Below are 13,903 nucleotides of genomic sequence, written 5' to 3' on the forward strand. Positions count from 1 at the left end.
CCTCATGTGATCAGGCTATCATAATTATATGAAACGATCAACGAACTCTCTTTATCATAAAATTTGGTTTTATTAGTAATATTGCCTATAAAACGCGTAAAAGCTGCTTAAATCAGAGTAAATGACCCCGATTTAAGCAGCTTCATTACAATTAATGATAACTTGCATTAGATAAAATGATACTTAATATTCAGCTTTTGATTACTGATTCGCGATCTTACGGACATGGGTCTGCATTTGCAGAGGCGTTGTTCCTCCTTTGCGGCGCAGCAGAAGCATGAGCGGAAAACCAAACAGTACGATGATGGCAGCGACGACAAATACATCATTTACCCCCATTGTAAATGAGAGCAGGGTGATCGAATCAGAACTCGCTGCACCGGACTCAACGAGCTCTTTGGAGTGGATCACAGATCTGCTCGACAAGAGTGAAGTGAATACGGCGATGGCCAATGAGCTTAATACATTGCGCACCCAGTTGTTGATCGAAGTTGCATGACCTGACCATTACCGGAATCTCCTCCATGGATGCCGTGCTGCTTGGAACATTGGCCAGACCGATCCCCAGATTGCGCACAACCATCGCCCACAAAATAAAGTTGTGCGAAACATCCACATGCAGCCTGCTCAGCATAAACAAACCGGCAAAGATAAAGGCAATTCCTGCGGAAATCAGCTTCACCGGACCGAACTTGGGATACAGCTTGCCCACAACCGGGCTTAACAATGCCAGCAGGATGGATGAAGGCAGCAGAATTAGTCCTGTTTTGAGGGTCGTGGCGCCTTGCACAGTCTGCAGGAAAAGCGGCGTTAAGTATGTGCCGGCATACATCGCCACCGTTACCAGACTATAGATGCACAGCATAGCCGTGAACCGCCGGTTCTGAAATACGCGCAGATTCAGCAGCGGCACTTCCGTCCGCAATTCACGCAGGACAAACAAGAGGAGCAGAACGATCCCGGCAGCGATTAACAATAGAGTTCTCCAGGAACTCCAGCCCCAGCTGCTGCCTTGGCTAAAAGCAGTCAGAAGCGCGAGGCTGCCCGTCACCACCGTAATCAGGCCGGGAACATCGAATGACTTCGGTACATTCATCCGGTAGTAAGGGATCAACAGTTGGGTTAATATAATAGCCACAAGTCCCACCGGGATATTAATCAGGAACAGCCAGTGCCAGCTGGCATACTGCAGCAGCCAGCCGCTGAAGGTCGGCCCGATGGCCGGCGCAACCATTGCGGACAGCGACCACAGGCTGACGGCGAAGGGCCGGCGCTCAATCGGAATGACCTGAAAGATAATCGTCATCGTGCAGGCCATAATCAGTCCGCTGCATGAGCCTTGAAGCATCCGGAAAATGATCAGCATCAGCGGGTTACCCGATACGGCGCATAACAGGGAGAACAGTGTAAAGCCCGATAAAGCGAACAAATAAAGTCTCTTATAACTGAATCTGCCGCCAAGATAACCGGCCAAAGGTGCCGTTACACCTGTTGCCAGCATAAAGCCGGTAACCATCCACTGCATCGTGTGCAAGCCGGTATGGAAATGATTCATTAGTAGGGGAACAGCAATGTTAATCGTTGTGGTGCTTAAGACAGAGACAAAGTTCCCGAAGAATATGGCAATCATAATCGGCCAAAAAGGAACTTTGCCTCGTCGTTCATGGTTCTCTTCCATGGCAGTTCCTCCTCATCATTATTTATATGTCTACTTTTACATATGTGAGTTAACTTAAATAATGTTATAATCGAATCTACAATATGTCAATGATGACATAGTAGTAATACTCCTAATGAAAACGGATTAATTTGGATTGGAGGAACTCATAGTAATGAATACTCTGTCTTACGGGCTCCTTGCCCTGCTGACTGCCAACTCGCTGTCCGGATACGAGTTAACGCAAAGCATTAAGCCGCTATGGCGGGCGGGCCATAGTCAGATTTATCCTCTGCTGGTGAGTATGGAGCAGAAGGGATACATCTCCTACGAGCGGATCGAGCAGTCAGATAAGCCGGATAAAAAAATATATACGATCACGGATGCAGGACTTGAACAATTGCGGGAGTGGGTTGAGACGCCGGCTGATCCCCCCGTGTTGCGGGACGAACTGCATTTCAAGCTGTACAGCCTGTGGCTCGCAAGGCCGGAGGAGGCTAAGGCGCTGCTGGTAAGGCGTGCGGAATTCTGCAGGAGTGAGCTGGACCGGTATAACCTCATGATTAAAGCTAATGAAGCCCTGTGCCAGGAGCGCGGAGAAACCCGCGAGCTTACGGCAACGACGTTCGGGCGGTATTTGCTGCTGCGCAAGCGGGTAATGGATATGGAATCTTCTGTAGCCTTTTGCGAATGGGCCATCGGGGAACTTGAATCGAACGCCGGTCCGCTGGAATAAAGGTTCGATGTATTGCAGCAAATGATAAGTAAATCCCAAAGAAATAGGGTTGTCCATAGTCATAATAATGACTAATAGGACAACCCTATACTTAAAACCGGGGGTAAGAACAGTCACACCTGTCCGGTGCCGCTGCCTTTCACCCGTCTTCTCTTGGCCGTGCTGCTCTTCACCTGATCGATAATCAGATGGATCACGATCAGGATGCCGCCGGCATTGATTGCCAGATCGGCCAAATTCATGATGCCGCCGCCTTCCCCGAATACAAGAAAATCCGTAACCTGATGAAAAATTACGCGGTCTATTGCATTGCCGATAGCACCGCCCACCAAAAATCCGCTGGCGGCTTCAAGCAAGGGCCCTCGCAGCACTCCTTTACGCCGGTAATAAAAAATCGCGACTACAAATACTGCCGCAACAATCGAAAAATACTTCCCAAAACCCTGAAAAGAACTGAAGGCCGCACCACTGTTCTCATAATAAGTAAATTGCACGTAAGGGTTCCAGAACGGAATGGTCTCCCCCAGCTGCATGTTTAACCGCACCATCCATTTAGCAGCCTGGTCCGCCAGTACCACCAATATTGAAATCAGGTAAAAAAGCATCTCTGTGCCCCTTTCACGTCTGTTAGAATCACTCCATTAACGGGTTCATAAAGACAGCTTATCACAGAGCACCACCCGGATTCACCTTTGGGAGTACAGATAAGGAGAAATGTTACATTCGAAAGCGTAATGGTTAAACACTCTTAGATTATAAATCGTTTATTTGAGGGTGGGTGCCAAATGGAATACGGAGCGATATTCATCAAGCTGATCGCGGGTTTTATCGGGTTATGGGCAATGACGAGATTGCTGGGCAAGAAGGAAATCTCCGCTTTGACACCTTTTGACTTTATCTCTGCAGTGATTCTGGGTGATTTGGTCGGGGACACCATATATACACCAGAAAATTCCGTGCTGATGCTGATCTTTACACTGGCTGTTTGGACCGTATTATCCCTGACGTTCGAGAAGGTTACCCAGCGAATCCGCGCGCTCCGCAAACCGCTTGAGGGCGAACCGGAAATACTGATCCGTGACGGAGAGATCGATCTGGTCAAGCTGCGCAAGAACAATCTTGACTTCGACCAGCTGAGGATGATGCTGCGGGCTAAGGATACTTTCTCTGTCAGTGAGGTCGCTTATGCCATCTATGAGACGAATGGTTCTTTGAGCATTATGAAAAAGCCGCAATTTGAGGCAGCCACCCGCGAGGATCTGGCTGTTTCCATACAGGAAACCACGCTGCCCCAGAGTATTATTGAGGACGGGATCATTCAGCGGCGTACGCTAAGCGAACTTGGCCATGACGAGGCCTGGTTGGATTGCGAGCTGCGCAAACTGGGATATTCGGGCCCGCAGGCTGTAGCTTATGCTGAAATCACTGAAGAAGGCGAGTTTGCCGTGGTCTCCTCGGTTTCCCACTAAAGAAACCAAAAAGAGGATATGCCCGGTGTTCGGACATATCCCCACTCTATCAGAATCTTGCTGAATGGTTTACCAGGCGTAGGCCTCCGGAGCCGGACGTCCCGGTCCCGGGAATATTTCATCCAGCTTCTTCAGCGTGACTTCATCCAGAACGATTTCAGTCACGCGCAGCGAATCCTCGAACTGTTCAATAGTTCTCGGTCCGATGATGGGCGCAGTCACGGCTGGATTCGCCAGCACCCACGCCAAAGCTACCTGATCCTCATGCTCGCCAAGCTCCTTGCAGAGGGCAGAGAACTGCTCCAGCTGGCTGCGGTGCTGCTCCAGCTTGGCGGAGCGGGCGCTGCGCACGCCGGTCTTGGCCAGCGCGTTGCGGCCGAGGAGACCGCCCGCAAGCGGACTCCACGGGATGACGCCAAGTCCCAGTTCCTGCGATGCCGGTAGCACCTCAAGCTCCGGCGTCCGTTCGAGCAGATTGTATAGATGCTGCTCGGAGACAAGGCCCAGGAAGTGGCGCGCTTTTGCCTGCGCCTGAGCATGTGCAATATGCCAGCCGGCAAAGTTGCTGGAACCGATATAATCCGCCTTGCCCTGGGAGACCAGGATTTCAAAAGCACCCCATAACTCATCCCAGGAAACATTGCGGTCGATATGATGCATTTGATACAGCTCAATATGATCGGTCTGCAGACGTTTCAGCGAGCCCTCGAAATGTCGTCTGATCTTATAAGCGGATAAGCCCGAACCTGAATTGGGACCGTCCTGCTCATCAAGCATGTCATTGTAAACCTTGGTCGCCAGCACCACCTTCTCGCGCCGTCCGCCCCCCTGCTGAAACCAGCGTCCGATAATCTCTTCGGTCCAGCCGCGCCGTTCCTGGCCGCCATAGACATTCGCAGTATCAAAAAAGTTAATGCCCGCATCCAATGCGGCATCCATGATCCTGAAGGCGTCCTTCTCCTCGGTTTCCGGACCAAAATTCATCGTGCCGAGACATAACTGGCTGACCTTTAAACCCGATTTCCCCAAATAACTGTACTTCATCGCAATTCCTCCCATTCATCCCTGTATGGTTGTCCGCATTCCCTCCCACTATAAGCCTTAGAGTCCACTTTAAGGCAAGCTTTTTTTTCAGAAAAAAAACAGACCGTTTGTGCATGGCCTGTTCTTCTAATCCTTTTATAAATAATCATTTCGATAAGTGCTGCTACAAAATAATTCTCCTATTCCCCATCATGACCGCTGTCCGGAAACAGCACTTCTCCAGTTCCCTGTTCAATCGCTATGATTTCCTGCAGGGTAACCGACAGATCACCAGGGGGATAAGGTTTGGTCAAATACTTCTGAACATTGTTCATCAGACTTTTATCTGTTTTGTCCAGCGCCGAGGAAATAACTATCGGAACGTTCGCTGTCCGCTCATCATCCTTCAGCATGCGGATCAGGTCCCAGCCATCCAGCTCATCCCCCAGCATCAGATCCACGACAATCGCCACAAAAGGTGTCTTCAGTGCCTGATCAAACGCCTGCTGCGGATGATAATGATGTGTCACCCGGAAGCCTTTGCCCTTCAATTCCTCCGACAGCAGCAGGGAAAGACTGTAATCATCCTCTACAATCATTACGTTCGGCTTCGTTTCCTTCTCCGAATTCCATTTATAAGGCTCATCTTCATGCCGGCTGCCGCTATGATTCAGAACCGGAAGACTGAACCATACAGTGGTGCCTTCGCCTTCCACCGAATCAATGCCGATCGCACCCTTCTGCTTCTCAATGATTTCCTTGCAGATGGCCAGGCCTAGACCTGTTCCGCCGATCCGTTTGGATGCGCTGTTGTCTACCCGTCTGAATTTCTGGAACAAATGGCCGATCTGATTCTTAGGAATCCCCAGCCCGTGATCCTGGATCTCCACAATAATCCGCTCGGGTTCATTATGCAGCAGCACCTTGATCTCATTGCTGTTCGGTGAGAACTTAATCGCATTGCTAAGCAGGTTGGTCAGTACCTGGACAATCTTGTCCTTATCCACTTCCACCTCTGCATTCCGCGCTGCATCCTCCAGCAGAATATGGTGGGTGCCACTCAGTTTGTACTGGTCAATGACGCCGAGGACAAGCGAGCTCAGATTGACAGGCTCGGCATTGTACTGCTGGGTGCCTGATTCCATCCGCTGCAGATCCAGAAAATCATTGATCAGATCGGTCAGCCGGTGCGCCTCCCTATGAATGGTCTCCAGATATTTCAGCTGCTTCTCCGGCTTCATTGTTCTGGATAACAGCAGCTCTGTGAAGCCGAGCACACTGGATAACGGTGTCCGCAGCTCATGGCTGACCGTGCTGACCAGTTCGGATTTCATCAGATCCAGCTCATATTCCCGGGTAATGTTCCGGTGCACAAACAACGTCCCGAAGCGGATCTCGCGGCGGAATACCGGAATAGCATATACCTCCACATGTTTCATCGCTTCCGTGCCTATGGAATATTTGATCGTGCTAGAGTCAAAGAATGTTTCGGACATCGCCGTTTGGTAGAACAGCCGCAGATCATCCTGCTCATTGGCCCTGTGGATGAAATGTTCTGTCCAGCGTTCCTTAAGGACTACTTCCCCTTCAGTCCATTCATCGTACCCGAACAGCTGGCCAAGGGCCTTATTCATCTGCAGCATCGTTCCGTCCATTTGGACAAACTGAATTCCTTCATTGACGTTATTGACAATGTCCCTGTTCAGCATCCGGCCATCTTCGATTTCTTCATACATGAACAGCCGCTCAATGGCCAGCGCCACCCGGTTCATCATGCCTTGAATCTCGTCGGTTTCTTCTTCGCCAAAGGAATGCCCAATCCGGGTACCGCAGAATACAGCCAGCACTTCATCATCAGCATTGACAACCGTTGTGTAGTAATCATAGGAATATATGCCTTCCGGAGAAATGCCCTGCTCCCGTAAGGATGCCGGACGTTTTGTAATATAGGATTTCTCCGTTTGCATGCGGAACAGCATATCATTATTATCACTATCAAGATAACGTTCCACATTCTCCAGAGGTACGCCTTTAACGACGGCAATTTTGTCTTTGACCATCAGGAAAAAGCTCGAGTCGAACGCATATTGCTCATTCATAAACCGGATAAACTTTTCGGCGAACTCCTGCTTGTCCAGAGTATAGGTAATGTCATGGTTAAGCTGATTGCTCCGCTCCAGCAGAATCTTGGTTTGTTCCGTCTTTTTCAGGGTATCCGCCAGCTCCTGCTGCACACTTTTCATGGAAGAAATATTGTTGGCGATGAGAATGTACTGGTAGACATGGCCTTCATCATTCAGATAAGGCATCGCCGTCAAATGCAGCCAGATCACCGAACCGTCCTTGGCCCGAATCTGAATCTCGTCGCTCCATACCCCGCCAGTGGTCAGCTTGCGGAGAATTTGCTGCTCCTGATGACCTGAAATATTATAGAGCTCGAACAGCCTGAAGGTGTAACCGATGATCTCCGGGTTCTTATACCCCGTATACTCGCTCAGATTCTCATTAGCATAGGTGAATACGCCTTTGTTCGAAAGAATGGCGACTGCGGAGGACTGATCCAGCGCCTTCATCATGCTCTCGATCTCGCTTAAAGACCGTTCCAGCTTAAACTGCTGATCCTGAAGCTCATCCTGCTGCGCATGCAGTTCTTCGTTCTGCATCGTCAGCTCTTCTTCTTTGTCCTGTATGCTTCTCGCCATATTCAGGAATGCTTCATAGAGCCGGCCGATTTCATCCTGCCTCTGAAGCTTGCTTAGCAATACAGACCGGCCTTCCGCAAGCGAAATAGTTGCCTCCTCCAGCTTCACGATCGGATCAATGAGAACCTTCAGGATCCTCCAGATCATCAGGGTGAATAGAAGCAGCAGGAAGCTGCTTAATACGAACGACGCAATAGTAAACGAATTAGCTTGCTTAATGGAATCGGCAGCCATTTCGTTCAATTGTGCATCTGAGCGCGCTTTGTATTGCTTCGTGTATGAAAGAAATTCATTTACCGCCTGGGTGTTTCCATCCTGTGCCAGCGCCCGCAGCGTAACATAATTATCTTGCTCGACCAGAGCGATCGCCTTAGGCAGCGTAACTTTTTGATAATTTTGACTGTATGCCGTCAATTGGTCCTTGAACTGCAATTCTTCCGGGGACAGCTTGAGCAGGGAATACGTATTAAGGACTTCCCCCAGCTTCTGCAGTGCTTCATAGGCGAGCTTCAGCTCATTATCATTTTTCAGCGCCGTGTAGCCTCTGACCCGAAAAAAAACATCATTCAGTGTTGTTGCCAGTTCATTGATCGTCTCCGCCTTGTTCTGCAGCACTTCACGATCATGGCTCAACTTGTTCTGCTGAGAAGATATATAGAAGAATAAGAGCAGGCCAGTCAGTGCGATGAGAACAAATAAGCCTGAAATAATGCGGAAATATTTATCTTTGATGCTCAAATTAACGAATTTTTTTCTTTTCACCAAGAATACCCTCCACGATCTGCAGGAGCTCTGTCGGACTGAACGGCTTAGGCATGAAATAACGCGCGCCCGCCTCCCTGGCTCTGCTCCGGTCCATTTCCTGCGCCTTGGCGGTCAGCATCATTATCGGCGTGGAGTTCTTCATGTCCTCGTCCAATTCAGACAAAACTTCAATACCGGTCATTTCCGGCATCATATAGTCCAATATCACCAGATCGTAGAGATCATCCGATAGCTTGGCAAGCGCCTCAACCCCATTTTCAGCGGTACGAATCTCCACATCTTCGAGGTCCTCCAGCGTATCTTCAATCAGCATGCGCAGAACATCTTCATCATCTACTACAAGTACTTTTTGCATCTTTCTCTCTCACCTTTCAATGTACCCTAAACCATTATCTGCGTTTCAGCGCTAAATGTTTCAGAACAAAAATCTGTGGGCCAGCCGTTCAATTCTTATGAGCAGCTCCGGCAAGTGAAACGGCTTAATGACATAATCATCGGCGCCCATTTGCAGGGCATGTATGATATCCCTCTGGTCGTTCCGCCCGGTCAGCATGATCACGAGAATATTCACTTCCGGATAACTGCCGCGGATCCGCTCAAGTACCTCCAGCCCGTCCAGCTCCGGCATAATGCCATCAAGCAGGATGATAAATTTCTCCTCGGGAGCATACCAATCCGACTGGAGAAACTGCGGGCCGTTAGAATAGCTGCTTACTTTCACTTTGGCAATGCTCTCCGGCTCCCAAGCTTGGAACTGATGGGTCACTATTCTGCGGATCAGCGGATCATCGTCGACGATGATGACATTCAGAACCGACTCCAGCTTGCCTGCCGGCAAATGCTCGTCATACAATGTGGTCTGGTTTCTGCCGGCATGTTTGCTGGCATACAGCGCCTGATCCGCTTCGTCAATAAGTTTATCGGCGTTGAGATGTAATTCCGTTACCTCTGTGATCCCGGCGGAGAAGGAAACATTAAATCGTTCATTTTTGGCCCAAAACTCTTTTAAGGAAAACTGCTGCTGAATCCGTTCGATGACAAACAAGGCCGATGCGGCATCGGTATTGGGCATGAACAGGGTAAACTCTTCACCGCCATAGCGGCAGAATGTATCCTCCACCCGGATGGATTTCAGCACCAGCTCGGAAAAAGTCTGAAGTACTTCATCTCCGACCAGATGGCCGTAGCTGTCATTCACATGTTTAAAGTAATCCAGGTCCATAAGCGCAAGTGAAAACGTCCGCGCGGTCCGCCTGAAATCGGAGATCAGCTGCTTCATCGTTTGATTAAAATATTTGCGGTTAAAAGCCCCGGTCAGCTCATCCACGATTATGGATTTTTGCCATTCAAGCTTCAGCTCAAAGCGGTTCTTAATGAGTACCAGGAACAAATCAATATCTAAAGGCTTCGGAATATAATCCATCACCCCCAGCGAATAGGCATACATCTGCACATCCTTAGAATGTTCACCGCTGACGATAATAATCGGAATACGCTCTTTCTTCGCCTTGCCGATGATTTGTTTCAGGACATCAATCCCGCTCTGATCGGGCAGCAGGATATCCAGCAGGATCATGTCCGGCTTACTTTCATAAAAAATTTTGAGTCCCCGTTCGGCGGATAATGCAATACTCACAAAATAGGACTGCTTCTCCAGCGATTCCCTTAAAAAGGCCACCAGCTCTACATCATCATCAATGAGCAGAATTTCGTATTGCTTCTTGCCGTCAGGCAACATTGCCGCTTGCAACCCCGGGACAGGTATTGCTCCGTTCATCAATTGCTCATCAAAAAGCCCCAGCAAAGGATACAAATAATCCCCCCACTCGGCCTCTGTCCAATTTTTATAAGATTCATCCGAGAAATAAAGCAATGTGCTGCCGGCATACTCCTCCACCAGGTGAAGGTCTACCGTTCCGGCCGTGCCCTTCAAATTATGCAAAAAGCGGTAGATTTCCTTTTCCTCGACGTCTGGCTGTTCCGACCACTTTTGCAGGGTTTGCCTGGTACGCTGCTCAACCAGCTCTTTGTATTTTCTCGTTGTCATAGTTACTCCTTCAGACGATCATGTCAATCTATCAGTTGATCATATATTTTTAACACTGTCAACTGTATTCTAATGAAATTAGGGCATAAGATCAAATTTCTGATCAGACTGACAAAAAACCTTTGGTTGATGACTGCAACATCATTTGCAATAATAATTGCAACGGTTCATTCCGTTAATGCGGCGGATGAACAGAGAATAGATAAATAGGAGGCTTTTTCATTGAAGGGGATTATAACAGTACTGGGAAAAGACAAAGTAGGGATTATCGCCAAAGTCTGTACCTACCTTGCAGGCCACAATCTGAACATTCTCGACATTTCGCAGACGATTGTGCAGGACTATTTCAACATGATGATGATTGTGGATATTTCCGCACCAAGCAAGTCCTTTGAAGAGATTGTGGAGGACCTGCAGCAGGTGGGCGAAGAAATCGGCGTTGAAATCAAGCTCCAGCACGAGGACATTTTCAATATTATGCACCGCATCTAGCTAGCAGCGAAAGGAAGAGATAGGGATGATTTCACTTGTGGAAGTGCAGGAAACGAATAAAATGATCCGCGAAATGAATCTGGATGTCCGCACCATTACGATGGGGATCAGCCTGATGGACTGCGCCCATACAGATTTGCGGGTGTTTAACCAGAATGTATACGACAAAATCACCCGGTCCGCCGAAAAGCTGGTGAAGACCGGTGAGGATCTGGAACGGCAATTCGGCGTACCGATTGTCAATAAACGGATCTCCGTCACCCCGATCTCCATTGCAGCCGGTTCCGTGCATACGGATACGTATGTGCCGGTTGCCGAAATTCTGGACAAGGCGGCCAAAGAGGTGGGCGTCAACTTTATCGGCGGCTTCTCGGCGCTTGTGCAGAAAGGCTGCACCAAAGGCGACCGGATTCTGATCGACAGCATCCCTGAAGCGCTGGCTGTGACGGAAAGAGTCTGTTCCTCTGTGAATGTAGGCTCCTCACGCAGCGGGATCAATATGGATGCCGTGAAGCTAATGGGCGACATCATCCTCCAGACAGCGGAACGCACCAAGGACCGTGATTCCATCGGCTGCGCCAAGCTGGTTGTCTTCTGCAACGCCGTTGAGGACAACCCCTTCATGGCCGGAGCATTTCACGGCGTGGGCGAGCGGGAATGCGTGATCAACGTTGGGGTCAGCGGCCCTGGTGTAATCAAGCGCGCGCTGGAAGAAGTAAAGGGCCAGGACTTTGAAACGCTATGCGAGACGATCAAACGGACCGCCTTCAAGGTGACCCGTGTAGGACAGCTTGTTGCACAGGAAGCCTCCAAACGGCTGGATGTGCCGTTCGGCATCATTGATCTGTCGCTGGCACCCACCCCTTTGGTCGGTGACTCCATCGCCGAGATTTTCCAGGTCATGGGCCTCGAAGAAGCCGGAGCACCCGGCACCACGGCAGCACTCGCCATCCTGAACGATAATGTCAAAAAAGGCGGCGTCATGGCCTCCTCTTATGTCGGCGGACTTAGCGGCGCGTTCATCCCGGTCAGTGAAGACCATGGCATGATCCAGGCTGTTCAGCGCGGTGCGCTGACGCTGGAGAAGCTTGAAGCGATGACCTGCGTCTGCTCCGTCGGCCTCGACATGATTGCCATTCCGGGCAGCACCAGCAAAGAAACCCTCTCCGGCATTATCGCTGATGAAGCCGCAATCGGCATGGTCAATAACAAGACAACCGCCGTCCGCCTGATCCCGGTTATCGGCAAGGAAGTCGGCGAGATGGTCGAATTTGGCGGTCTGCTCGGCTACGCCCCGGTGATGGCGGTGAATCCTTTTAACTGCGCCGGGTTCGTGAACCGGGGCGGACGTATTCCCGCTCCAATCCACAGCTTCAAGAACTAATATTCCAAGTGGAAACGGCATCCGCCGTCCTCAAAAGGACGGTATCCGTTTCAGCGAGAAATAGAAGGATAATTTATAGTGTGAAGCATATAAATTCTTATATTTGCACAAAAGCGCCGCCTCACCTCATTAGGTGGCGGCGCTCTTTTTGTAAACCAACCGGTTGATAGAACAGCCCGCGGCTTAGAAGACATGACCCAGCTTTTCCGGTCCTACAACCAGATAGAAGCGCTTAATCTGCTCCCCTGCCCGGTCCAGCACCAGACATAGCACGGCTTTAACCTCGCCATCCTGCCTGAATACCAGTTGATCTTCGCCGTTGACCGTTTCTACAGACGGCTCCAATTCCCGCAGCCGGTTCAGCACCCGGCGCGAGGTCAGCAGTGCCAGCACTCCCTTTCGGCCAACCATCGGCCTAAGGATCGTATGGACATCCTGGCCGCCGCCGTCGGCAACAAGCACGGGATGATCGGACAGCAGTTCCAGCATCGCACTGACATCATAAGCGGTAAAAGCCTCTGTAAAGCGCCGCAGCAGGCCAGATCTCACCGTTCCCGTCCCGGGTTCGGCCATGGTTGCAGAAGGTTCGGTCTGAAGCGTGCGCTTGGCCCGGCTAAAGATTTGCCGGCAATTGGCTTCCGCTTTGCCCAGCATCTCTGCGATATCCCCATAATCGTACTGAAAGGCCTCGCGCAGTACAAATACCGCCCGTTCAGTGGGCGACAGCCGCTCAAGTAGCACCAGAAACGCATACGACAGCGTATCCTTACGTTCCGCTGCTGCCTCCGGTCCGTCATAAGGTTCGCTTACCGGCTCAGGCAGCCACTCGCCGATGTAGGTCTCTCTGCGGCTGCGCGCCGAGTTCAGCATATTCAGGCAGCGGTTGGTAATGCCTTTTGCCACATAGGCCTTCATATTGTGAATGCCGGTCCGGTCACGCCGCTGCAGCTCGGCGAAGCAATCCTGCACCGCATCCTCCGCATCAACCGCTGTTCCGAGCATCCGGTAAGCGATGGAGAAGGCGTAAGCCTTGTAACTGAGAAACAGCTCCTCCATCCCCGGTGCTTGAGATGCAGTTAACCTTGTGTCGGCCTCGTTGCTTTGTGGTTTCAATGGCACTCCTCCTGCTCCTGAATTTATCCTCAGCGATTTAGAGGCTAGCTCCCGGATACATTCCTGTAGAAATCGCTAACCGGTTCCAGCAATTGATCGTATTGATCGCCATAATCCAATCAACATATTCTTCTTCACTGAAATGCTCCCGGACCTTCTCATATACATCGTGGGGCACGCCGGCCTCACTGATATGTGTGACAGCTTCGGCAAGCTCAAGCAAGGCTCTCTCTTTATCCGTAAAGATCGGCGCCTCGCGCCATACCGTGACCAGCAGCAGTTTATCCTGATAATCCCCCAGCTTCAGCAAATCCTTGGCGTGCATATCCAGGCAGAAGGCGCAGCCGTTCAGCTGGGATACCCGTATTTTGACCAGTTCAGTCAGGAGCTTATCGCTGCCCCGGGCTGCGGTATGCTGCTCCAGCGACATCATTGCCCGGAAAGCGGGCGCGTTCACTGCTCTGTAATTGAATCTCAAACTCATCATAATCTCCTCCTCAATGTGTTTACAATAC

Annotated in this window: 13 protein-coding genes; 4 read left to right on the top strand and 9 right to left on the bottom strand. The window is 50.3% G+C overall.

The annotated features are described in order from the left end of the window. Positions 1–201: 201 nt before the first annotated feature. Together ACAN56_RS18030 and ACAN56_RS18035 are read right to left on the bottom strand one after the other, a co-directional pair. Positions 202–411, bottom strand: a complete 210-nt coding sequence (locus tag ACAN56_RS18030; protein WP_379144659.1) for a hypothetical protein — start codon at positions 409–411, stop codon at positions 202–204. Further along, positions 386–1,678 carry a DHA2 family efflux MFS transporter permease subunit gene (locus tag ACAN56_RS18035; RefSeq protein WP_379144661.1) on the bottom strand — a complete coding sequence of 431 codons (1,293 nt, stop codon included), beginning with the start codon at positions 1,676–1,678 and terminating at the stop codon, positions 386–388. The genes ACAN56_RS18030 and ACAN56_RS18035 overlap by 26 nt, the downstream gene beginning before the upstream one ends. A 154-nt stretch (positions 1,679–1,832) precedes the next feature. Here ACAN56_RS18035 and ACAN56_RS18040 point away from each other — a divergent pair, with 154 nt between their 5' ends. Continuing rightward, the gene (locus ACAN56_RS18040) at positions 1,833–2,393 is read left to right on the top strand and encodes a PadR family transcriptional regulator (RefSeq protein ID WP_038594189.1); all 561 of its coding nucleotides are present in this window, start codon (positions 1,833–1,835) and stop codon (positions 2,391–2,393) included. Positions 2,394–2,506: 113 nt separating this feature from the next. On the opposite strand, the gene lspA is transcribed toward ACAN56_RS18040, so the two are convergent. Next, the gene (gene lspA / locus ACAN56_RS18045; RefSeq protein ID WP_038594192.1) at positions 2,507–2,998 is read right to left on the bottom strand and encodes a signal peptidase II; all 492 of its coding nucleotides are present in this window, start codon (positions 2,996–2,998) and stop codon (positions 2,507–2,509) included. Between the two features lie 180 nt (positions 2,999–3,178). Here lspA and ACAN56_RS18050 point away from each other — a divergent pair, with 180 nt between their 5' ends. Beyond that, entirely contained in the window at positions 3,179–3,862 is a 684-nt protein-coding gene (locus ACAN56_RS18050; RefSeq protein ID WP_038594195.1) for a DUF421 domain-containing protein, read from the top strand. A 69-nt stretch (positions 3,863–3,931) separates the two neighbouring features. Here ACAN56_RS18050 and ACAN56_RS18055 read toward each other — a convergent pair whose 3' ends face one another. The 4 genes from ACAN56_RS18055 to ACAN56_RS18070 all read right to left on the bottom strand — a co-directional run bounded on the left by ACAN56_RS18055 (position 3,932) and on the right by ACAN56_RS18070 (position 10,399). Then, entirely contained in the window at positions 3,932–4,906 is a 975-nt protein-coding gene (locus ACAN56_RS18055) for an aldo/keto reductase (protein WP_038594198.1), read from the bottom strand. A 179-nt stretch (positions 4,907–5,085) separates the two neighbouring features. Next, complete coding sequence (locus ACAN56_RS18060) at positions 5,086–8,349, bottom strand: ATP-binding protein (RefSeq protein ID WP_379144664.1); 3,264 nt, start codon at positions 8,347–8,349, stop codon at positions 5,086–5,088. Further along, entirely contained in the window at positions 8,327–8,707 is a 381-nt protein-coding gene (locus ACAN56_RS18065; protein ID WP_038594201.1) for a response regulator, read from the bottom strand. Before ACAN56_RS18065 ends, ACAN56_RS18060 begins: the two co-directional genes overlap by 23 nt. A gap of 60 nt (positions 8,708–8,767) precedes the next feature. Continuing rightward, positions 8,768–10,399 (bottom strand): GGDEF domain-containing response regulator, encoded by a 1,632-nt coding sequence (locus tag ACAN56_RS18070; RefSeq protein ID WP_379144668.1) that lies wholly within the window; start codon positions 10,397–10,399, stop codon positions 8,768–8,770. 222 nt (positions 10,400–10,621) lie between these two features. On the opposite strand from ACAN56_RS18070, the gene ACAN56_RS18075 reads away from it, so the two are divergent. Further along, on the top strand, positions 10,622–10,891 hold the full coding sequence (locus ACAN56_RS18075; protein ID WP_019910116.1) for an ACT domain-containing protein: 270 nt from the start codon (positions 10,622–10,624) through the stop codon (positions 10,889–10,891). A gap of 28 nt (positions 10,892–10,919) precedes the next feature. Continuing rightward, complete coding sequence (locus ACAN56_RS18080; RefSeq protein ID WP_256718062.1) at positions 10,920–12,275, top strand: PFL family protein; 1,356 nt, start codon at positions 10,920–10,922, stop codon at positions 12,273–12,275. A 183-nt stretch (positions 12,276–12,458) separates the two neighbouring features. Here the strand turns inward: ACAN56_RS18080 and ACAN56_RS18085 are convergent, their stop codons facing one another. Both ACAN56_RS18085 and ACAN56_RS18090 read right to left on the bottom strand, forming a co-directional pair. Further along, the gene (locus ACAN56_RS18085) at positions 12,459–13,331 is read right to left on the bottom strand and encodes a sigma-70 family RNA polymerase sigma factor (protein WP_379144771.1); all 873 of its coding nucleotides are present in this window, start codon (positions 13,329–13,331) and stop codon (positions 12,459–12,461) included. Positions 13,332–13,425: 94 nt separating this feature from the next. Next, positions 13,426–13,872 (bottom strand): carboxymuconolactone decarboxylase family protein, encoded by a 447-nt coding sequence (locus ACAN56_RS18090; protein WP_379144773.1) that lies wholly within the window; start codon positions 13,870–13,872, stop codon positions 13,426–13,428. Positions 13,873–13,903 lie beyond the last annotated feature (31 nt).

The organism is Paenibacillus paludis (assembly GCF_042610515.1).
GTDB lineage: Bacteria > Bacillota > Bacilli > Paenibacillales > Paenibacillaceae > Paenibacillus_AQ.